Annotated in this window: 22 protein-coding genes; 3 read left to right on the top strand and 19 right to left on the bottom strand. The window is 71.0% G+C overall.

The features are described 5' to 3' along the window. The first annotated feature begins 118 nt into the window (after positions 1 to 118). Genes EHW97_RS14380 through EHW97_RS14370 form a run of 3 tightly spaced genes read left to right on the top strand, consistent with a single transcriptional unit; the run spans position 119 to position 3,845 of the window. Positions 119 to 1,519, top strand: a complete 1,401-nt coding sequence (locus EHW97_RS14380; RefSeq protein WP_124237864.1) for an aldehyde dehydrogenase family protein — start codon at positions 119 to 121, stop codon at positions 1,517 to 1,519. Continuing rightward, positions 1,516 to 2,988 (top strand): PfkB family carbohydrate kinase, encoded by a 1,473-nt coding sequence (locus EHW97_RS14375; protein ID WP_124237863.1) that lies wholly within the window; start codon positions 1,516 to 1,518, stop codon positions 2,986 to 2,988. Before EHW97_RS14380 ends, EHW97_RS14375 begins: the two co-directional genes overlap by 4 nt. After that, positions 2,985 to 3,845, top strand: a complete 861-nt coding sequence (locus tag EHW97_RS14370) for a glycosyltransferase family 2 protein (protein ID WP_124237862.1) — start codon at positions 2,985 to 2,987, stop codon at positions 3,843 to 3,845. The genes EHW97_RS14375 and EHW97_RS14370 overlap by 4 nt, the downstream gene beginning before the upstream one ends. A 166-nt stretch (positions 3,846 to 4,011) precedes the next feature. Here the strand turns inward: EHW97_RS14370 and der are convergent, their stop codons facing one another. From der to EHW97_RS14285, 19 genes are all read right to left on the bottom strand, one after another. After that, positions 4,012 to 5,334, bottom strand: a complete 1,323-nt coding sequence (der, locus tag EHW97_RS14365; protein WP_378079952.1) for a ribosome biogenesis GTPase Der — start codon at positions 5,332 to 5,334, stop codon at positions 4,012 to 4,014. A gap of 139 nt (positions 5,335 to 5,473) precedes the next feature. Continuing rightward, positions 5,474 to 6,148: a (d)CMP kinase gene (gene cmk / locus EHW97_RS14360; protein ID WP_243696470.1), complete on the bottom strand. Its 675-nt coding sequence runs from the start codon at positions 6,146 to 6,148 to the stop codon at positions 5,474 to 5,476. An 8-nt stretch (positions 6,149 to 6,156) separates the two neighbouring features. Beyond that, positions 6,157 to 7,203 carry a prephenate dehydrogenase gene (locus tag EHW97_RS14355; RefSeq protein WP_124237859.1) on the bottom strand — a complete coding sequence of 349 codons (1,047 nt, stop codon included), beginning with the start codon at positions 7,201 to 7,203 and terminating at the stop codon, positions 6,157 to 6,159. Beyond that, positions 7,200 to 7,934 (bottom strand): pseudouridine synthase, encoded by a 735-nt coding sequence (locus tag EHW97_RS14350; protein WP_378079954.1) that lies wholly within the window; start codon positions 7,932 to 7,934, stop codon positions 7,200 to 7,202. Before EHW97_RS14350 ends, EHW97_RS14355 begins: the two co-directional genes overlap by 4 nt. 1 nt (position 7,935) lies before the next feature. Beyond that, positions 7,936 to 8,580: an SMC-Scp complex subunit ScpB gene (gene scpB, locus EHW97_RS14345; RefSeq protein ID WP_124237857.1), complete on the bottom strand. Its 645-nt coding sequence runs from the start codon at positions 8,578 to 8,580 to the stop codon at positions 7,936 to 7,938. Next, a complete protein-coding gene (locus tag EHW97_RS14340; protein ID WP_243696469.1) occupies positions 8,564 to 9,445 on the bottom strand; it encodes a segregation and condensation protein A in 882 nt (293 codons plus the stop codon). Before EHW97_RS14340 ends, scpB begins: the two co-directional genes overlap by 17 nt. Further along, entirely contained in the window at positions 9,442 to 9,765 is a 324-nt protein-coding gene (locus tag EHW97_RS14335; protein WP_124237856.1) for a hypothetical protein, read from the bottom strand. The genes EHW97_RS14340 and EHW97_RS14335 overlap by 4 nt, the downstream gene beginning before the upstream one ends. Then, positions 9,750 to 10,616: a ParA family protein gene (locus EHW97_RS14330; protein WP_124237855.1), complete on the bottom strand. Its 867-nt coding sequence runs from the start codon at positions 10,614 to 10,616 to the stop codon at positions 9,750 to 9,752. Before EHW97_RS14330 ends, EHW97_RS14335 begins: the two co-directional genes overlap by 16 nt. Before the next feature lie 55 nt (positions 10,617 to 10,671). Further along, entirely contained in the window at positions 10,672 to 11,586 is a 915-nt protein-coding gene (gene xerD, locus EHW97_RS14325) for a site-specific tyrosine recombinase XerD (protein ID WP_243696468.1), read from the bottom strand. Continuing rightward, positions 11,583 to 12,194: an NUDIX domain-containing protein gene (locus EHW97_RS14320; protein WP_124237854.1), complete on the bottom strand. Its 612-nt coding sequence runs from the start codon at positions 12,192 to 12,194 to the stop codon at positions 11,583 to 11,585. The genes xerD and EHW97_RS14320 overlap by 4 nt, the downstream gene beginning before the upstream one ends. 1 nt (position 12,195) lies before the next feature. Beyond that, positions 12,196 to 13,881: a CTP synthase gene (locus tag EHW97_RS14315; protein WP_124237853.1), complete on the bottom strand. Its 1,686-nt coding sequence runs from the start codon at positions 13,879 to 13,881 to the stop codon at positions 12,196 to 12,198. A 127-nt stretch (positions 13,882 to 14,008) separates the two neighbouring features. Then, positions 14,009 to 14,875 carry a copper transporter gene (locus EHW97_RS14310; protein WP_166367527.1) on the bottom strand — a complete coding sequence of 289 codons (867 nt, stop codon included), beginning with the start codon at positions 14,873 to 14,875 and terminating at the stop codon, positions 14,009 to 14,011. Further along, positions 14,872 to 16,047 (bottom strand): putative cytokinetic ring protein SteA, encoded by a 1,176-nt coding sequence (gene steA / locus EHW97_RS15415; protein ID WP_166367526.1) that lies wholly within the window; start codon positions 16,045 to 16,047, stop codon positions 14,872 to 14,874. Before steA ends, EHW97_RS14310 begins: the two co-directional genes overlap by 4 nt. A gap of 56 nt (positions 16,048 to 16,103) precedes the next feature. Further along, a complete protein-coding gene (recN, locus tag EHW97_RS14305; RefSeq protein WP_124237851.1) occupies positions 16,104 to 17,777 on the bottom strand; it encodes a DNA repair protein RecN in 1,674 nt (557 codons plus the stop codon). After that, the gene (locus EHW97_RS14300) at positions 17,777 to 18,691 is read right to left on the bottom strand and encodes an NAD kinase (RefSeq protein WP_124237850.1); all 915 of its coding nucleotides are present in this window, start codon (positions 18,689 to 18,691) and stop codon (positions 17,777 to 17,779) included. Before EHW97_RS14300 ends, recN begins: the two co-directional genes overlap by 1 nt. Continuing rightward, a complete protein-coding gene (locus EHW97_RS14295) occupies positions 18,688 to 19,506 on the bottom strand; it encodes a TlyA family RNA methyltransferase (RefSeq protein ID WP_124237849.1) in 819 nt (272 codons plus the stop codon). Before EHW97_RS14295 ends, EHW97_RS14300 begins: the two co-directional genes overlap by 4 nt. After that, positions 19,506 to 19,655 (bottom strand): hypothetical protein, encoded by a 150-nt coding sequence (locus EHW97_RS15410; protein WP_166367525.1) that lies wholly within the window; start codon positions 19,653 to 19,655, stop codon positions 19,506 to 19,508. Before EHW97_RS15410 ends, EHW97_RS14295 begins: the two co-directional genes overlap by 1 nt. Then, entirely contained in the window at positions 19,652 to 20,656 is a 1,005-nt protein-coding gene (locus tag EHW97_RS14290; protein WP_124237848.1) for an HAD-IIA family hydrolase, read from the bottom strand. The genes EHW97_RS15410 and EHW97_RS14290 overlap by 4 nt, the downstream gene beginning before the upstream one ends. After that, entirely contained in the window at positions 20,653 to 20,991 is a 339-nt protein-coding gene (locus EHW97_RS14285; RefSeq protein WP_124237847.1) for a single-stranded DNA-binding protein, read from the bottom strand. The genes EHW97_RS14290 and EHW97_RS14285 overlap by 4 nt, the downstream gene beginning before the upstream one ends. Positions 20,992 to 21,142: the final 151 nt, after the last annotated feature.

Below are 21,142 nucleotides of genomic sequence, written 5' to 3'. Positions count from 1 at the left end.
CGTCGCGCCGACCCTCCGTCGGCCGGCCTCACCGAGGGAGAAGTACCCGCTCCCGCGCTGTCTCAATCAGCGCCCGGCCGGGTACTCCCGAGGCAGACCCGAACGAGTGAGGAGAGACATGACGATTCAGGACACCCGGGACGATGCTTCGCTCATCACCGTGCTCGATCCGCGCGACGGGAGCCTCGTCGGCCGGCTCGAGCCGGCGACCCGCGAGGAGGTCGCGGCGGCCGTGCGGGCCTCCCGAGCGGCCCAGCCTGGATGGGAAGACGTCTCTCCCGAGCAACGCGGCCGGATGCTCAGCGCGGCCGCGAACGCCCTGCGCGACCACCTGGATGAGCTCGCGGAGTTGAACGTCCGCGAAACCGGGAAGCCGATCGACGACGCCCGCGGCGGCGTCGAGGCCGGCGCCAACACGCTCGCGCAGTACGCCGAGCTCGGGCCGCTGCAGCGCGGACACAGCCTGCGCGGCGGCCGGCTCGCCTCGGACTACACCGTCGTCGAGCCCCGGGGGCTCGCGGTCGTGCTGACGCCCTGGAACGACCCGGTCGCGGTGGCAGCGGGCCTGCTCGGCGCGGCCCTCGTCACCGGCAACACCGTCATTCACAAGCCGAGTGAGCGGTGCCCCCACCTGGGAGCCCGCCTCGGCGAGATCCTCGCGGAGGTGTTCCCGGCGGATGTCCTCATCACGCTGATCGGTGCCGGAGAGACCGGCGAACTGCTCACGCACGAGCCGGACGTGGACGTCGTCGCGCACGTCGGGTCGAGCGCGACCGGTGAGCGGATCGCCCGTACTGCCGCGCTCACCCGCGCGCACGTCATCCGCGAGAACGGCGGCAACGACCCCCTGGTGATCGACAACGACGTCGATCCGCGATGGGCAGCAGCACAGGCGGCCCTCGGATCGTTCGCCAACGCCGGCCAGATCTGCACGTCGGTCGAGCGCATCTACGTCCACCGCGACATCGCCGACGAGTTCCGTGACGCGCTCGTCGCTGAGGCCCGTGAGCGCAACGAGCAGCGCCTCATCGGCCCGCTCGTCGACCACCGCATGCGCGACGAGGTGTACGCGCAGGTGTCCGATGCGATCGCCTCCGGCGCGACCGCGTTGTGCGGCGGCGAGGTGCCCGACGGCCCGGGAGCGTGGTACCCGGCGACCGTGCTGTGGGACTGCACGCCGGACATGACGATCATGACCGAGGAGACGTTCGGCCCCGTGGCACCGGTCCAGGTCGTCGACGACTTCGACGAGGGACTGCGCCTCGCCGCGGACGGACGCTACGGTCTGGCGGCCACGGTGCTGACGAACCGTATCGACCACGCGAACCGCGCCGTCGCCGCGCTGCGCGTCGGCACCGTGAAGGTGAACGGTGTCTTCGGCGGCGCCCCCGGGGGTGCCGCGCAACCGCGACGCGACAGCGGTGACGGATTCGGGTACGGACCGGAACTGCTCGACGAGTTCACGCAGGTCAAGGTCGTGCACATCGGAGTCGGCGAACCGCGCGAGGCGCGGTCGTGAGCACGGACGTCGAGACGTCGGTTGCCACCACGACCGAGTCGCTCGAGCGCCACAACGCGCTCTCGGCCTGGCTGCCCGAACGCCTTGCCGAGCTGCAGCTTCCAGTGACCGTCGTCGGTGACGTCATCCTCGACGGCTGGTGGAGCGGCACGAGCGAGCGTCTATGCCGTGAGGCACCGGCACCGGTCGTCGACCTCGAACGCCGCGACTACGCGCCCGGCGGCGCGGCCAACACGGCGATGAACCTCGCCGCGCTCGGGGCACGCGTTCGCATGGTCGGGCTCGTCGGCGCGGACTTCGCCGGGCGCGAACTGCGCCGACTGCTCGACGAGGCCGGCGTCGACGTCAGCGGACTCGTCGAGCATCCCGACGGCGTGACCACCACCAAGTACCGGATCATCAGCGGCGACCAGGTGATCCTCCGTCTGGACGATGCGGCGAGCAGTTGGCCTGAGGACGCCGTCGAGCGACTAGCGGCCACCGTGCCCGACGCGCTTGCCGACGCCGCCGCGGTCGTGGTCTGCGACTACGGCTCCGGGCTGCTCACCGGCGCCGTGTGCGATGCGCTGGCGCAGCGGCGCGAGGGCATCCTCACCGTGGTCGATGCCCACGACCCGCGGCCCTGGCGCGTGCTGGAGCCCGACCTCGTCACGCCGAACGCCGGCGAGGTCGCTCGCGTCCTGGACCTGACCTTCGAGCCCGGCGCGGACCGAGCGGCGGTGGTCGAGGAGCATGCGGCGAAGGTGCTCGAGGCCACCGGCGCCACCGCCGCCGTGGTCACGCTGGACCGTGACGGCACGATCCTGCTCGGCGGCGATGCGGTCCACCGCACGTGGGCCCAACCGCAGACCGAGAAGCAAGCCTCGGGCGCGGGTGACACGTTCGTGGCTGCTCTCACGGTGGGACGCGCCGCCGGTCTACCGCTCACCACGAGCGCCGACCTGGGGCAAGCCGCGGCGGACGTCGTCGTGCGCCACGCGGGCACCTCCGTGTGCACGACGATGGATCTCGCTCGCCACCTGGGCAGCTTCGCCGACACGGCGCTGGACCATGACGAACTGATCCGCCGGGTCGCGGCCGAGCGCGCTGCCGGGCGCCGCATCGTCCTCACCAACGGGTGCTTCGACATGCTCCTGCGGGGGCACACGCGGTACCTCAACCAGGCCAAGCAACTCGGCGACGTGCTCGTCGTGGCGGTCAACTCCGACGAGTCCGCGCGCCGGCTGAAGGGCCCGGGCCACCCGCGCAACAGCGTCGCCGACCGGGCCGCGGTCCTCGCCGCGTTGAGCTGCGTCGACTACGTGACGACCTTCGACACCGACACGGTGGTGCCGCTCATCGAGGCCCTGCGCCCCGACGTCTACGCCAAGGGCGGCGACTACACGCCCCAGATGCTCGAAGAGACGCCGGCGGTGCTGGCCGCCGGTGGACAGGTCCGCATTCTCGACTACGTGCCGGAGCCACCGTGACCGCTCGCTGGTCCGGAGACTGGGCTCGACCGGCAGAGCCCTCCTCTCCCGACGTCGAGGTGCTGATCCCCGCCTTCGGGCGGCCCGCGGAGCTGGCGGTGACCCTGGCGGGGCTCGCGGGACAGCGTTCCCCCGACTTCTCGGTCATTCTCAGCGACCAGACCGAGGACCACCCGATCTGGCGCGAGGCCTCCGTCGCCGCGATGGTGCGCGTCCTACGGGCGCAGGGACGACGAGTTCGACTCGAGCGGCATCTGCCGCGCCGCGGCATGGCTGAGCAGCGCGAGTTCCTGCTCGCGCGGGCGTCGGCACCCTACGTCCTCTTTCTCGACAGCGACGTCTGGCTGGAGCCGGATCAGCTGCGGCGCCTTCACGCAGCGCTGGTGGAGTCCGGCTGCGGTTTCGTGGGGGCGGCGGTGCAAGGACTGTCGTACCTCGATGACGACCGGCCTGCGGAACGAGCGGCGTTCGAGCCGTGGCGCGGCCCGGTCCACCCGGAGAAGATCCGGCGCGGCGACCCCGCGTTCGAGCGCTGGACCCTCCACAACGCCGCCAATCTGGCGCACGTGGCTGCGGAGCACGACGTGCCGGAAGGGCACTGGGTGCTCTACAAGATCGCCTGGGTCGGCGCCTGCGTCATGTTCCGGCGCGACGCCCTCGTGGAGTGCGGCGGATTCCGCTTCTGGGATGAGCTGCCGGACGACCACGCGGGCGAGGACGTGCTCGCCGAATGGCGCGTCATGGAGCGCTGGGGCGGCGCCGGCATCCTCCCGAGCGGCGCGGTCCACCTCGAAGCCGAGACGACCTTGCCCGAACGCAGCGTCGACGCCTTCGACGTCCTCCTCGGCTCCGACTGACGCTCACCCGACCCACGGATCCGCGAGTGGCGCAAAGTGGGGCCGCTCCACGGCGAATCGTCCCCGTTTCGCGCCACTCGGCACACACTTTGCGCCACTCGGCGCGGGCAGCGCGTTACGGATCGGCGACAGGGAGACGGCGACGAGCCCGGCCGAGACCGATGGACTAGCGCTGGGAGCGCTTGGCCCGGACCCGCTGCTGCAGGTGGATCGGGCTGCCGACGAAGCCGAACTCCTCGCGCAACCGGCGCTCGATGAAACGCAGGTAACCGGCCTCGAGCTTGCCCGAGGTGAAGAGCACGAAGGTCGGCGGCGCGGTCGCGGCCTGCGTGCCGAACAGGATCTTCGGCTGCTTGCCGCCGCGGACCGGGTGCGGGTGCTCGGCGACGAGTCGGCCGAGGAACGAGTTGAGCGCACCGGTCGGGACGCGCGTCTCCCACCCCTCCAGCGCGGCGTCGAGGGCGCGGACGAGCCGGTCGACGTGCCAGCCGGTCAGCGCTGCGATGTTGACGCGCGGCGCCCACGGCACCTGCACGAGTTCACGGTCGATCTCCCGCTCAAGGTAGTAGCGGCGTTCATCATCGACGAGGTCCCACTTGTTGAACGCGATGACCAAGGCGCGTCCAGCTTCCTGGATCGCGTTGATGATGCGCACGTCCTGCTCACTGAGCGACTGGCTCGCATCGACGATCATGATGACGACCTCAGCCCGCTCGATCGCGGCGTTGGTGCGCAGGCTCGCGTAGTACTCGTGCCCGGACGCTTCCTTGACCCGGCGGCGGATTCCGGCGGTGTCGATGAAGGTCCATTCACGGCCGCCGAGCTGGATGATCTCGTCGACGGGGTCGACGGTCGTGCCCGACGCGTTGTCGACGACGACGCGTTCCTCGCCGGCCAGCTTGTTCAGCAGACTCGACTTGCCGACATTCGGCTTGCCCACGATCGCCACCCGCCGCGGCCCGGCGGGAGCGTCGAAGTCCTCCTCCGGAGGATCGGGCAGGGCGTCGAGGATCGCGTCGAGCAGGTCGCCGCTCCCCCGTCCGTGCAGGGCCGAGACCGGCATGGGCTCGCCGAGGCCGAGGTTCCACAGCGCCGCGGCCTCCAGCTCCGATCGCTGGTCGTCGACCTTGTTGGCCGCCAGGATCACGGGCTTCTTGGAGGCGCGCAGGAGTTTGACGACGCGCTCGTCGGCGTCGGTGATGCCGACCGTCGCGTCGACGACGAAGAGGATCGCGTCGGCGACCGTCATCGCGACTTCGGCCTGCTGGGCGATGCGCTCGGCCATGCCGCGAGCGTCGGGGTCCCAGCCGCCGGTGTCGACGACGGTGAAGGTGCGGCCGTTCCAGACCGCGTCGTAGGACACACGGTCACGCGTGACGCCGGGGACGTCCTCGACGACCGCCTCGCGACGGCCGATGATCCGGTTGACGAGCGTCGACTTGCCCACGTTGGGGCGACCGATCACGGCGAGCACGGGCTGTTCTGACACCATTCGATCCTATCGGTCGACGCCACGCCGCTTCACGGGCGCACGGCGGCCGCGCCTCGCTCCGCCGACATGTGGTCGGTTCTGGGTGACCCGCAGGGCGTCGGATGACCCGAAAGCGACCACATCTCGGGCCGGAGGGCTAGGAGCGGTCGCGGGCGAGGCCGACGATGTGCTCGATGACCTCGTCGAGCGTCAGGTGCGTGCTGTCGACGACGACGGCGTCGTCGGCCTGCGTCAGCGGCGAGGCGGCTCGCGTCGAGTCGATGGTGTCGCGACGGGTGAGCGACGCCTCGGTCACGGCGGTGTCGACCCGGCCGAGTTCGGCCGCGCGCCGAGCGGCGCGGGCCGCTGTGTCGGCCACGAGATAGACCTTGAGCGGCGCATCGGGCGCAACGACCGTGCCGATGTCGCGGCCCTCGACGACGATGCCGCGGCCAGCGCCCGACGAGGCCGCGATGACCTCGCGCTGGGCGCCCACGAGCAGCTCGCGCACGTGCGGCACCGCGGAGACCGGGCTGACGGCGGTCGTCACGTCGTCCTGGCGGATGGGACCCGCCACGTCGGTGCCGTCCGCGTGGATGGTGGGCGCCTGCGGATCCGTGCCCACCTCGATACTGACGTTCTCGGCCGCAGCCGCCACCGCGTCGGCGTCCTCGACGTCGACGCCCCGCTGCAGGAGCGCCCACGTCATCGCGCGGTACATCGCACCGGTGTCGAGGTAGTCGTAGCCGAGAGCCGACGCCACCCCGCGGGACGTGCTCGACTTGCCCGACCCGGAAGGGCCGTCGATGGCGATGACGATCGGTGTTCCCACGGTGCTCCTCATCGGTAGGCCGCCCAGCCGTGTCCGCGCAGGGCGTCCAGCAGCTTGTCGGCGCGCTCGGGAAGGACGACGATCTCGACGAGACCGACCGGGCGGCCCATCTCGTGGTCGATGCGCAGATCCTCGATGTTGACCGACCCCTCGGCGTCGCCGACGAGGCGCGAGAGCTCGCCGGGCATGTCGTCGATCGGCACGAACACCGAGGCCAGCTCGGTGGGCAGCGTGCCGTGCTTGCCGGGGATCGTGGTGGTGCCTTGGCGTCCGCGCTCGAGCAGCGATTCCAGCGACCGCGGATCGCCGCCGATCGCGTCGATCAGGGTGTCGAGCCGGTCGCGGACCTGGGTCAGCAGCGGCGCGATGGCCGCGGCGTTGTGCCCGATGATGTCCACCCACAGATCGGCGTCGCTGCGCGCGATGCGGGTGACGTCGCGCAGGCCCTGCCCGGCGAGTTCGACATGCCCCTCTGGCGCACCGGCGAGCAGGCTCGCGGTCAGGACGGACATGAGGTGCGGGACGTGCGAGACGAGGGCCACGGCGTCGTCATGCGCGCGCGGCGCGAAGCGGTACGGAACGGCGCCGAGCTCGACGACGCACCGCTCGACGAGCGCCACGGCATCGTCCGCCGTCTCGGCGCCGGGGACGACGGCCCACGGTCGACCTTCGAACAACTGGCCCGATCCCGCGGTGGGACCGGAACGTTCCTTGCCCGCCATCGGGTGCCCGCCGACGAAACGCGGGTCGTCGATCGCCTCGACGATGGGCGCCTTGACGCTCGCGACGTCGGTGACGACGGCCTGCGGGTAGGACGCGAGCGCGGAGCGGACCGCGTCGACGACCGCGGCCGGAGGCGTGGCCACGACGACGAGCGCGGGAGCTTCGACGACGGCGTCCGTGCCGGCGCCGGCCTCGACCGCGAGCGCGACGTTGCGCGGGTCGAGATCCTGCAGGTGGACCTCGACGTCACGGGCGCGCAGACCCAGTGCGACCGACGTGCCGATGAGTCCACACCCGACGACGAGCACGGGTCCGGGCACAGGGGCAGTCATGCTCCCACGCTATCGAAGAGGTCACCACGCTCGTCACGGGACAGGTCGCGCAGCGCGCCGACCTTGAGGTCCCCGAGGCGCAGCGGACCGAAGGCCGTGCGGGTGAGCTCGATGACCGGATGACCGACCTCGTCGAGCAGTCGGCGGACGATCCGGTTACGTCCGATGTGAATGTCGAGTTCGACGAGCGAGCGCCCGCGACCGCGGTCGCGCACGGTGAAGCGGTCCACGCGCGCTGGACCGTCCTCGAGCTCGACCCCCTCGCGAAGGCGCCGCCCCAACCCCGACGGCACCTGACCCTGCACCAGCGCCACATACGTCTTGGTGATCTCGAACGAGGGATGGGCGAGCCGGTGGGCGAGGTCGCCGTCGTTGGTGAGGATGAGCAGCCCGGACGTGTCGGTGTCGAGCCGGCCGACGTGGAACAGCCGCTCCGGTCGTCCGTCGACGAACTGCTGCAGGTCGGGTCGTCCCTGCTCGTCGGACATGGTGCTGACGACGCCACGAGGCTTGTTCAGCATGAGGTAGGCGTGCTCGGTAGGCGGCGGCACCCGCCGCCCGTCCACGCGGATGACGTCGCGCAGCGGATCGACACGGATACCGAGCCGGGTCACGATCTCCCCGTTGACCTCGACCCGCCCGCTGGCCATGAGCTCTTCGCTCCGGCGACGGCTCGCGACGCCCGCCTGCGCGAGGACCTTCTGCAGTCGGATCTCGCCGGAGTCCTCCATCTCAGTCATGTGCGGGCTCCTGCGACTCGGGCTGTTCCTGCGGTTCCTCCGCGGTCGCCGCCTCCTGCCCCGCGACGCGCTCGAGTTCGCCGTCGAGCTCATCGAGTTCGGGCAGCAGCGGCGCGAGCGGAGGCAGCTCCTCGAGGCTGCCCAGTCCCATCCGCTCGAGGAAGTAGCCCGTCGTGCCGTACAGCGTGGCGCCCGTGGTCGCGTCGCTCCCCCGCTCCTCGATGAGACCGCGGGTCAACAGCGTGCGGACGACGCCGTCGACGTTGACGCCGCGGATCGCCGAGATGCGCGAGCGGCTGATCGGCTGGCGGTAGGCCACGACGGCCAGGGTCTCGAGCGCGGCCTGGCTCAGCTTGGCTTGCTGCCCGTCCAGCACGAACGCGGCGACCGCGTCGGCGTACTCGGCGCGGGTGTAGAACCGCCATCCGCCGGCCACTTCGCGCAGCTCGAAACCGCGGCCCTGGGCGGTGTACTCCTCAGCCAGCTCACGCAGCGCCGCCTCCACCGCCTCGGTGGGATGGCCGATGGCCGAGGCGAGGGCGACGGCCTCGATCGGCTCGTCGGCGATCAGCACGATCGCCTCGAGGCTCGGGCGCAAGGGGAAGCTGACCGGTTCGGTCTCAGGCGTCTGGCTCATCGTCACTCTCGTCGAAATCTGGGTCGGGCACCACGTGCAGCTCGGCCTGCGTGGCATCGGGCTCGTCGAACTCGTCGCCGACGTCGATGTCGCCGTCGTCGCTGCCGGTCCACCGGACGGTCAGGTCGCCGAGCGGAACGGCCTGGTCGAAGGCGAGCACCCCCTCGCGGAAGAGCTCCAGCAGTGCCAGGAACCGGGCGACCTTGGTGAGCACGTCCGGAGCGTCGGCGGTCAGGGCGCGGAAGGTCGTGGACCGTTCGCGGCGGAGCCGGTCCACGACCAGGTGGCCCTGCTCGCGCACGCTCACCGCGGGGGCATGCAGGTGCGCCAGCGACAACACGGGCGGCTGCTTGGGCGCGAGCGCCGCGGCGGCCAACGCCGCGAGGTCGTCGATCGCGGCGGGGATCTGCACCTCGGGCAGCAGTTGCGCGAAGCGCGGTTCGAGGGTCACGGCGCGCGGGACGCGGCGCACTTCGCGGTCGAGCCGTTCGTCGAGGAACGCCGCGACGTGCTTGAACGCCCGGTACTGCAACAGTCGGGCGAACAACAGGTCGCGGGCCTCCAGCAGCTCGAGGTCGTCCTCGTCCTCCACCTCGGCCTGCGGCAGCAGCCGCGCGGTCTTGAGGTCGAGCAAGGTCGCCGCGACGAGGAGGAAGTGCGTCGTCTGCTCGAGGTCGTCCTCGAGCGTCTTGGTGTACGCGATGAACTCGGTCGTCACCATCGACAACGCGACCTCGGTGATGTCGAGCTGATGCTTGGCGATGAGTTGCAGCAGCAGGTCGAAGGGGCCTTCGAAGTTGCCCAGCGTCACCGAGAAGCCGGACTCCCCCGCCGGGGCCGTCCCGTCGACCTCGGCGATACTCACGAGTCGGCCAGTCTCCGGGCGACCTCGCTGTCACGACCATACGCGGCGAGGTCCTCCAGCGCGGCCGCGATCGCCGCCCGCACGAAGCGGCCGCGGTCGATCTTGCGTCCGAGGTCGGCCCGCAACTGGATCCGTGCCTGCTCGAGCGCGAGCAGCTCCTCGGACGTCAGGTACACCGTCATCTTCTCGTCGTGCTTGACCCGGCCGCTGGCGCGCGCGGCGGCCGCCGCGTCCTGCTCGGGAGCGGTGGGCACCTCGCGCTGCGGCGCGGTGGCGCGGAACAGCTCGTCCGCGCCGGGCAGGTTCACGCGTCGGGGCATCGCTGCAGCACCTCCCGGGCCAGCTGACGGTAGGAATCGGCGCCCGGCGAGGTGGGCGCGTAGCTCGTGATGGGCTCGCCGGCGACGGTCGAGTCCGAGAACTTGACCGTGCGGCGGATGACGGTGTGGAACACGAGGTCGCCCCAGCCGTCGACCAGCGTGCGCAGGACTTCGCGACCGTGGAGAGTGCGGCTGTCGTACATCGTGCCGAGCAACCCGACGATCCGCAGATCGAAGTTGGTGCGCTCGCGGACCTTCTCGATGGTCTCGGTCAACAGGGCGACACCGCGCAGCGCGAAGTACTCGCACTCGAGCGGGATGATCACGCCGTGCGCCGCGGTGAGGGCGTTGACGGTGAGCAGGCCGAGGGACGGCTGGCAGTCGATCAAGATGACGTCGTAGTCCCGGGCGACCTGGCGCAGCACGCGGGCGAGCGCCTGTTCGCGGCCGACTTCGCTGACCAGCCGCATCTCGGCGGCCGACAGGTCGATGTTGGCGGGGACGAGGTCGAGACCGGTCGTGCTGGTGGGGACGATGACGTCCTTGAGCGCGACGTCGGGGTCCATCAGGGCGTGGTAGATGCTCTGCTCGATCTCGTGGGCGTTGTAGCCGAGGCCGACCGTCATCGAGCCCTGCGGGTCGAAGTCGACGAGGAGCACGCGCCGGCCCTCCTCGACCAGCGCGGCACCGAGGTTGATGGTCGTCGTGGTCTTGCCGACGCCGCCCTTCTGATTGCACATCGCGATGATCTGCGCAGGCGCCGTGGAGCTGCGCGGCCCGGGCTCGCGAAACTGCGGCAACGGCCGACCCGTGGGGCCGAGCTGACTGCTGGTGCTGACGTCCGTGCTCATCGCCGTCCTCCACTTGTCGACATGTTGCTTCCCTCCCGCGTCACTCTACTGCCGTTCATCGCGCCCGCGGATGCGCCGTGGCGTAGACCTCGCGGAGTTTCTCCACGGTCACGAGCGTGTAGATCTGCGTGGTGGTCACGGACGCGTGACCCAGCAGTTCCTGCACGACGCGCACGTCCGCTCCGCCGTCCAGCAGATGCGTCGCGAACGAGTGCCGGAAGGTGTGCGGCGACACTCGTTCGGCCGCGATCCCGGCGCGTGCGGTCGCTCGCGTCAGCACGGTCCAGGCGCTCTGCCGCGAGAGCCGGCCGCCGCGCGCGTTGAGGAACAAGGCGTGACTCGTTCCGTTCGCGAGGCCGGGGCGCGCCACCCGAAGATAGTCGGCCACGGCATCGGCAGCGTAGCTGCCCACCGGCACGATCCGTTGCTTGGAGCCCTTGCCGCACAGCACGACGGCTCCGTTCTCCAGGTCGACGTCGTCGACGTCGAGCCCGACGGCCTCCGAGATGCGCGCGCCCGTGCCGTAGAGCAGCTCGAGCAGCGCCTGGTCGCGTTTCGCGAGCGCGGTACCGGGAGCGCCGGCGGCGGCGATGATCGCCTCGACGTCGTCGAGCGGCAGCGCCTTGGGAAGGCGCGATGCTGGCCGGGGCGGTTTGACCGCGTCGGTCACGTCGGTCGTGACGAGCTGCTCGCGGAGCAGGAAGCGGTGGAAGCCGCGGACCGCCACGATCGTGCGGGCGACGCTGGAGGTGCCGAGCGGCCGGTGCTCGTCGTCGCCCGTGCGCAGAGCGGCGCTGAACGCGGCGACGTCGGCCTCGGTGATGTCGGCCGGGTGTTCACGCCCGAGGTCGGCGAGAAAGCGCGCGTACCGGCGCAGGTCGCGCCGGTACGACTGCAAGGTGTTATCCGCGAGACCTCGTTCGATGCCCAGGTGCGCGAGGTAGTCCGAGACCGCCCGCTCCAGGGTCACGACGACCGCCGCACAGCCCAGGCGAGGATCGCTGCGACGGTGAGCGCATCGGTGATCTTGCCGTCGAGCACGAGCCCGACCGCCTGGTCGAACGGCACCCACCACTGCCGCATGTCGGCCTCTTCGGCCTCACGTTCGGTGCGCTCGGCGTCTGGAACGGCCTCCAGGTCCTGAGCGACGTACGCCGTCCATCGCTCCGTGGAGTATCCCGGCGTCGCAGTGAGCTCGAGCAGCGGCTTCCAGCGAGCCGCCACGATGTCGGCCTCCTCCGCCAGTTCGCGCGCCGCGGCCTCGGCCGGGTGCTCGCCGTCGACGTCCAGCGTGCCCGCGGGGATCTCCACGAGCCGCTGCCCGACGGCATGCCGGTACTGCTCGACGAGCAGGATGCGGTCGTCCTCATCGAGCGCGAGGACGGCGACCGCGCCGTGCGGCCGCACGATGACGCGCTCGTGCTCCTCGCCGCCCGGATCGACGATGGTGTCGAGCGTGACGTCGAGGTAGCCGTTGGAGAACGCGGTGGTGGCCCGCGCCACCGGCCACCCGGCCGGGGCGTCGGCGACCGTGTCGGCCAGCAGCCCGGGAAGCCGCGGATGATGCGGAGCGGTCATCTCAGGCCGTCTCCTCCGCGACCGCGGCGAGCCCGTCGACCGGGAGTCGCAGTTCGAGCTGACGGTCCAGGGCGGCGCGCACGAGACCGGCGAACAGCGGGTGCGGCCGGGTCGGCCGCGAGCGCAGCTCGGGGTGTGCCTGCGTCGCGACGTAGTACGGGTGCACCTCGCGCGGGAGCTCGACGAACTCGACCAGCAGGCCGTCGGGCGAGGTGCCGCTGAACACGAGCCCCGCGTCCTCGATCTGCTGACGGTACGCGTTGTTGACCTCGTAGCGGTGGCGGTGACGTTCCTCGACCGCTTCGCTGCCGTAGGCCTCCGCGACGACGCTGCCGCGCTTGAGCGTGGCCGGGTACAGGCCGAGACGCATCGTGCCGCCGAGGTCGCCGGCGCCCTCGACGAACGCCTCCTGCTCGGCCATCGTCGCGATGACCGGGTGCGTCGTCTGCGGGTCGAACTCCGAGGAGCTGGCGTCGGTGATCCCCGCGAACTGGCGGGCGTACTCGATCACCATGCACTGCAGACCCAGGCACAGACCCAGGGTCGGGATCTTCTGCTCGCGCGCGTAGGTGAGCGCACCGATCTTGCCTTCGATGCCGCGCACGCCGAAGCCGCCGGGCACGCAGATGCCGTCGACATCGGATAGATGCCGCGCCGCGCCCGCCTCGGTGGCGCATTCGTCGGACGGCACCCACCGCAGGTTGACGCGCGTGGAGTGCGCGAAACCTCCAGCGCGCAGCGCTTCGGCGACCGACAAGTAGGCGTCCGGCAGGTCGATGTACTTGCCCACCAGCGCGATCGTGACTTCCTCGGCCGGGTGGTGAACGCGCTGCAGCAGGTCGTCCCACTGACGCCAGTCGACGTCGCGGAAGGGGAGATCGAGCCGGCGGACCACGTACGCGTCGAGACCCTCGGCGTGCAGCACCTTGGGGATGTCGTAGATCGAGGGCGCATCGGCGCAGGTGATGACCGCTTCGGAGTCGACGTCGCACATGAGCGCGATCTTGTCCTTGACGCTCTCGGTCAGGGCGCGATCCGAGCGGCACACGATCGCATCGGGCTGGATGCCGATCGAACGCAGCGCCGCGACCGAGTGCTGCGTGGGCTTGGTCTTCAGCTCCTTGGAGGGGCCGATGTACGGCACGAGCGAGACGTGGATGAAGAACGCGTTCCCGCGGCCCACGTCATGGCGCACCTGGCGAGCCGACTCCAAGAACGGCTGGCTCTCGATGTCGCCGACCGTGCCGCCGATCTCGTGGATCACGACGTCGACGTCCGGGCCGCCCATGGCGAGCATGCGCTCCTTGATCTCGTTCGTGATGTGCGGGATCACCTGGACCGTGTCGCCGAGGTAGTCGCCGCGACGCTCACGGGCGATGACCTCGGAGTACACCTGTCCCGTGGTGACGTTGGCGCGCCCGACGAGGTCCTCGTCGAGGAAGCGCTCGTAGTGGCCGATGTCCAGATCGGTCTCGGCGCCGTCGTCGGTGACGAACACCTCGCCGTGCTGGAAGGGGTTCATCGTGCCGGGATCGACGTTGAGATAGGGGTCGAGCTTCTGCATCGTGACCCGCAGTCCCCGCGATTTGAGCAGGCGACCGAGGCTCGAGGCGGTCAGACCCTTGCCGAGGGACGAAGCGACGCCCCCGGTGACGAATACGTGCTTGGTGACCGCGCTACCTGCCAAGGTGACTCCCGTGGATCGGAGGGTGAATGTGTAGAACCGCTGTCCTGTGTTCCACGGGATTCCAGCCTACCAAGAAAGCACGACGTTCTGGAGCGCCGAGGCCGTGTCGCTGGCCTCACCGTGTCTGCTACGGCAACGGACCGTCGGCCGAGCGCGAGGTGCCCCATGCGCCGGACGTGCCGCCGGCCTCGCGGACGAGGGCGAGCACGGCCGCGATCCGACCGGTGGCGGTGTCGGTGACGTCGAAGGTGGAGACCTCCGGGGCGACCTCGGCCGATCGCACGCGCCCGACGATGCCGCGATCCTCCGAGGACGACACCGGTCCGGCGACCAGCAGTCCCGAGCCCGACTCGTCCAGCGCACCCGCGAACTGCGAGACGACGACACCGTAGTCCGCGTCGTCGGACGACGCCGGACCCGTGATCATGACCGCGAGCGTGGCGTTCTGTTCCGGCTCCTGCACGATGTCGATGAGCTCGCCCTGGGCGAACGCCGACCGGATCGTGCGCGCCGCCTGGTCCGTCTCGCCCGTCTCGGGAGCGAGGAACGCGCGGCCGAGCGCGCTGCCGATGCGCTCGTAGGCCCCGTCGCCGGAGATCTCGTCACCGCCCGCCTGGGTCGCGACGCCCTCGGCGAACTGCCGCTCCGCGGGCGACAGCAGCTTGCCGGTCAGCGCGACGCGACCCGTGACGGTGGCGCCCGCGCTCTGCAGGTTCTCGATCATGCCGGTGATCTCGGCGTCACGGGCCCCCGGCGTGGTGAACACGACGACGCTCTGGTCAGCGAGGGTATTGCGAATGAGCCCCGGCGATGTGCTCTCGGCGTACGCCGCATCGAAGCCGGCGATCGCCGGGGAGATGTCCGGGCGGGCCTGATCGTTGTCGTTGAGCGTGGCCCCGGCGTCGTCGAGGAGGCCGGCGCCCACGGCGATGCCGGCCGCGAGTGCGAACAGCACCGCGGCGAGGGAGACGAGGTGGTAGCGCAGGTTGATCACGAGAAGAGTCCTTCGATCCAGGAGACGCCATCGCCGACGAGGCCACGCAGGTCGTCCCACCAACTCATGCCGGCGGGCGTGGTGGCGATGGCCGCGACGACCGCGACGACGCCGGCGAGCAGCAACAGCACGGGCACGAGCCACGACAGCCGCTGAACGGCGAAGAAGCGGACGGCCTTGGCGTCGACGACCTTCGTGCCGGCCTTCAGCCGGGCCACGAACGCCGAGCCGACGTCGGCGGTGTCGCGCTCGAGCAGCGCGACGAGGGTGGGAGGCGCGCCGGCCAGCACGATGACCGAGGCGTCGTTGTGGTCGGCGAGCAGGATCGCGAGATCCTGACTCGCCCCGCTCGCGGCGAAGACCGTGGCCGGCGTGCCATGTTGTTCGAAACGCTCCGGCCGGGCGATACGGCCCGACGGCGAGACCACGACGACCTCACGGGCCTTGGCGATCGCGCTGGTGGGCAGTTCCTCGTCCGTGCCGATGAGCACGTGCGGCACGAAGCCCATGTCGATGAGCTTGTCGCCGCCCTTGCCGACGGCGATGAGCAGGGGGTCGTTGTCGCGGATGAAACGGCGCAGGCCCTTGAGGTCGGCCTCGACGTCGAAGGCGTCGGCGACGACGATGGCGGCGCGGTCACGCCCGGGCTGGGTGAGTCGCGGGATGCGCGCGCCTTCGAAGAGCATCGCGCGTTCACGACGCAGCTGGTCCGAGGCGTTCGCGGTGACCGAGTCGAGGCGGTTGGACAACTCGGTGGACGCCTGCGTGAGGCCGGCGGAGATGCGCTCGCCGGTCATCTCGACGCCGGTGGCGACGAGTTCCTCCCCGCGGTACACCGCTGCGCCGTCGATGCGGAGCCGTTCACCGCTGCGCAACCGGGCGAAGACACCGTCGCCGACATCGTCGACGAGAGCGATGCCGGCACTCGCGAGCACCTGCGGCCCGAGATTGGGGTAACGGCCCGTGGACGACGGCGACGCATTGACGACGGCGACGACCTCACGGGCGACGAGCGTCTCGGCGTCTTGTGCCTCGAGGTCCGCGATGTCGATGACCACGACGTCGCCGGGACGGACCCCGGCGAACTCCGAGGTCTCGCGGGCGAGCCGCGCGGGACCGGTGACGCCGGGCGCGTCGACCTCGTCCGCGCGCTTGCGTTTGAGAAGAGCCATAGCGATTCCCATGCTGACACGCGCGGGAGGTCAATTCGTGGAGGCAGGGCCGAGGATCAGCGGCGCGCCAGATCGAGCAGTTCGCGGGCGTGCTCCTGGGCCGCCTGCGACTCGTCGACGCCGGCGAGCATCCGCGCCAACTCGTCCACGCGCTCGTCGTCGGAGAGCCGCCGGACGCTGCTGCGGGTGATCGCGCCATCGTCGCTCTTGGCGACGACGAAGTGGTGATCGGCGAACGCGGCGACCTGTGGCAGGTGGGTCACCGCGATGACCTGCGCGTTGCGGGCCAGCCGGGCGAGCCGGCGACCGACCTCGACGGCGGCCTTGCCGCCGATGCCCGCGTCGACCTCGTCGAACACGAGCGTGGGGACCGTGTGCTCGTGCGCGAGGACGACCTCGAGCGCGAGCATGAGCCGCGACAGCTCACCTCCGCTGGCCCCCTTGCTCATCGGCCGGGGCGCCATGCCGCTGTTCGCCGCGAACAAGAACTCGATGGTGTCGCCACCGTGGTGGGTGAGGTCGTCGGACGGTTCGACGAGGACCTCCAGCCGCGCCGAGGGCATGGACAACGCCGCCAACTCGGTCTGCACACGCGCGGCGAGATCCGCGGCAGCGGCACGGCGGACCTCACGAAGCTCCTCGGCGCGTCGCAGCACCTGCGGTTCGAGTTCGGCGAGCTCGGCCTCGATCGCGGCGATGCGCTGGTCATCGTCGTCGAGTTCGGGCAACCGCTCGGCCGCATCGCGGGCCCAGGCGAGGACGTCGTCCAGTGTCGGTCCGTACCGGCGGACGAGCGCCGTGATCGCGGCACGTCGTTCCTGGACGGCCGCGAGTCGTGCCGGATCGAGGTCGATGTCAGAGCCGTACCGCTGGAGTTCCGAGGCGATGTCGCTGAGTTCGATGCCCGCCTCCGCCACGCGCGTGGCGAGCGCGTCAAGCCGAGGATCGTGCCCGGCTGCAGTGGCGAGTTGATGGTGCGCGGCGGCCACGGCCGTCGCCGCACCGTTCTCGTCCGAGGACAGGGCCTCGGCCGCGTGCAGCGCAGCCCCGATGAGCGATTCGGCGTGCGCGAGCCGCGCCTCCTCCGCGGCGAGCTCCTCGTCCTCCCCCGATTCGGGTTCGACGGCACCGATCTCTTCGAGGCCGTGCCGCAGCATCTCGGCCTCTCGCAGCCGCTCCCCCGCGTGATCACGTAGGTCGGCGAGCGTGCGTTGGAGTTCGCGCCATCGGCTGTACGCGGCTCGGTAGGCGGCGAGCGCCTCGGCTGCCGCGTCGCCGCCGAAGGTGTCCAGGGCCTCGCGCTGCTGACTCGCCAGCACGAGTCGCTGCTGGTCGGACTGCCCGTGGACGGCGACCAGCTCGCGCGCCACCTGCGTGAGGACCGCAGCAGGCACCGTGGCGCCGCCGGCGGTCGCGCGCGAGCGTCCCTGGGCGGACAACACGCGGCCGAGAACGAGCTCGCCGTCGTCGAGCTCTCCCCCGGCCTCGGTGACCAGACGGTCGACCACCGAGCCTGGCGCGACGTTGACCGCCGCCTCGACCCGCGCGCGGTCCGCGCCGAGGCGCACGAGACCGGAATCAGCGCGCTCGCCCCGGAGCAGGCCGAGCGCCGTGACGACCATCGTCTTTCCCGCGCCGGTCTCGCCGGTGATGACCGAGAATCCGGGGCCGAGTTCGAGTTCGGCCTCCTCGATGACGCCGAGCGAGGACAGCCGGAGGAACTGCCACATCAGCCGCGTTCCTCTCGTCGTCGTTCCGCCGCCCCGCGCCAGCCGGCGACGGGGAGTTCGAACTTGCGCACGAGCCGGTCGGCGAACGGTGCCGAGTGCAACCGCGCCAGGCGTACGGGCTCGGCACCGCGACGTACCTCGATGCGCGCGCCGATCGGCACTTCGGCCGCCCGGCGACCGTCGCACCAGACGATGCCGGTGGTGGTCTCGCCGACGATCTCGATGGCGAGGGTGGAGTCCGGCGAGACGACGAGCGGGCGCGCGAAGAGCGCGTGGGCGCTGATCGGCACCATGAGCAGAGCCGAGACCTCCGGCCACACGATCGGCCCGCCCGCGCTGAAGTTATAGGCCGTGGAGCCGGTGGGCGTGGCGCACACGACGCCGTCGCACCCCCAGCGCGACACGGGGCGGCCGTCGATCTCCACGACGGCCTCCAGCATGCGCTCGCGCGAGGCCTTCTCAACGGTCGCCTCGTTGAGGGCCCAGTTGTGGGCGATGACCTCGCCGCCGACCGACACGACGACGTCGACGGTCAGGCGTTCCTCCACCTCGAGGTCGCCGGCGATGACGCGCGAGGCGATCTCGTGAAGATCCTCGACGTCGGCCTCGGCGAGGAAGCCGACGTGCCCGAGGTTGACGCCGAGGACCGCGGTGCCGGTGCCACGGCAGAGTTCGGCGGTGCGCAGGATCGTGCCGTCACCGCCGAACACCACGGCGAGTTCGCAGTCGGCGGCGGCCCCGGGGCCGGCTTCCACGGTGACGAGCCCGGATGCGCCCTGGTCGACGAGCGCGGGAAGCTCGGCCTCGACCACGCGCACCTCGATGCCCGCGGCTTGGAGGTCGGCGGCGAAACCGGCGGCCACCCGCGCCGCTTCGGGACGTGCGACGTGCACGGTGAGCAGCACCCGCCTCATGCGCGTTCGCCTCCTAACGGTCCGGCCGCGACGACCTGGTCGGCCGCGGCGGGGTCGGGTGCCGGCGCGTCGGTGCGCAACCAGCAGAAGTACTCGACGTTACCCGCGGGTCCCGGCAGCGGACTCGGCGCGAGGCCGCGCGTTCCCCATCCGAGATCGTAGGCGCTCTCGCAGACACGATGGACGGCGGACGCGTGGAGAGCGGGATCGCGCACGACGCCGTTCTTGCCCAGGTTCTCTTTGCCGACCTCGAACTGCGGCTTGACCATCAGGACGATGTCGCCCTCGGGTCTCGTGACCGCCGTCAGCGCCGGCATCACGAGCGTCAGCGAGATGAAGGAGAGGTCGGACACGACGAGATCGACGGGACCGTCGGTCTGCTCGACGGTGAGCGAACGGACGTTGGTGCGGTCCATGACCCGGACGCGGGGGTCGGACTGCAGCGCCCACACCAGCTGCCCGTAGCCGACGTCGACCGCCAGCACCTCCTGCACACCGCGGCGCAGCAGCACGTCGGTGAAGCCGCCGGTGGACGCACCGGCATCGAGTGCACGCCGGCCGGCGACGTCGAGGCCGAGCGGCTCGAACACCGCAAGCGCCCCGAGGAGCTTGTGCGCACCTCGGGAGGCGTATGTCGGCCCGAGCGACTCCTTGACCACCACCGGCTGGTCCGTGGTGATCTGCGTGGCAGCCTTGCGTGCGACCTGACCGGCGACGCTGACGAGGCCCTGCTCGATCAGCTCACCCGCGTGCTCGCGCGAGCGGGCCAAGCCGCGGCGCACGAGTTCGCTGTCCAGCCGTACCCGTCGTGCCATCAGGACGCGGCGACCTCGTCGCCGTCGAGCAACCGGCGCAACGCGCCGTGCACAGCGTCGAACCGTGCGGGGTGCTCGTGGACGTCCAGGTCCTCGAGTCCGTCGAGGGCCGTGAGGACGGAGGCGACCGTGTCGTCGGGACTGCTCATAGTTCCAGTGTCCCATCGAGGCGAGGGCAGATGCCGGACGTGTCGCGGATCGACCACGCGAGTCCCACGAGGGCCCGGGCATTTTCGACGGCCGTCGGCGAGCGTCGCTCCAAGGCGAGCTCGTCTCCGGACCTCCGCGCGACGGCGTCGCCACACTCGGCGGTATCGCCCGTCACGACGACGGGCGGATGCGCAACGAGCAGCCCGCGCAGGTCGGGCGCCACGAAGTCGGGACGCTCCTCGGGAACGGCCGCGGCGATGTCGGCGAGAGTGGAGACGCCCGTGAGTACCGCCAGAGACCCCAGGCCCGCGGCTCGGGCACCCGAGATGTCGGTGTCGAGCCGGTCGCCGACCATGAGGGCGGTGGACGCGTCCAGTCGCTCGAGAGTGACATCGAACAGCGGACGATGCGGCTTGCCGGCGATCGCCGTCGGCGGCACACGCGTGGCGTTCTGCACCGCCTGAACGAGCGACCCGTTGCCCGGCGCGATGCCGCGAGAGGTGGGGATGGTGAGATCGGTGTTGCTGACGTACCACGGGAGTGCCGCCTGGACCGCATAGGCGACCTCGGCCAACTGCTGCCAGTCGATCCGGGGGAAGTACCCCTGCACCACCGCGACCGGCTCGGCCTCAGCATCGGACACCGGCGTGAGTCCTTGCTCCTGCACCGCGACGCGCAGTCCCTCTCCCCCGGCGACCAGGACACGAGCGCCGGCCGGCAGCTCCGCGGCCATCACGCGAGCGATCGCCTGCGCGGACGTGACGACGTCGGCATCGTCGGCCTTCAGTCCGAGCGCGCGCAATTGTTCGGCGACACTCTGGGGAGTGCGAGCGGCGTTGTTGGTCACGTACGCGAGCGGCGTGCCGGCCTCGGCGACTCGATTGAGCACGGGCACGGCCTCGGGTACAGCCCGCGACGACACGTAGACCACACCGTCGAGATCCAGCACCACCGCGTCGTAGGCATCGACCAGGGGGCGCTCGCAGCTCGACAGGCTCATGGCGTCGAGGCTACCTCCCGGCGCACGGACGAGACGTCGACGGTCACGCGACCGACGACCGCGTCGCCGGCACGGGAGAACCTGGACCGCAGCTCGCCTTCGACGGCGACCCTGTCGCCCACGGCGAGCCGCGAGCAGGCGCGGCGTAGCGCCGCCGTCCATGCGGCGCATTCGAAGCTGTCGACCCGGACACGGGAACGGCGACGTGCTGCACGGCTGCGATCGACGACGACGCGAAAGGAGACGATCTCGTCGCCGCTCGGCAGAGTTCGGGGGACCGGCGCCGCGGAGATACGGCCGGACAGGGATACGAGATTCACAGGCTCATCGCTCATGTCGACAGCCTCGTCGTCACGAACGGGCGCAGCCAGAGCCCCGCACGAACCTGTGGACGGACAATACTGTGGGGGTAAATGCAGCGAGGCCGCCCCAGGGTTGGGGCGGCCTCGCGCTGTGTGGTTGTCCGGCGACGTCCTACTCTCCCAC

The sequence above is a fragment of the Aeromicrobium camelliae genome, assembly GCF_003850045.1.
Lineage (GTDB): Bacteria > Actinomycetota > Actinomycetes > Propionibacteriales > Nocardioidaceae > Aeromicrobium > Aeromicrobium camelliae.
This window is presented reverse-complemented; position numbering and strand designations above follow the sequence as displayed.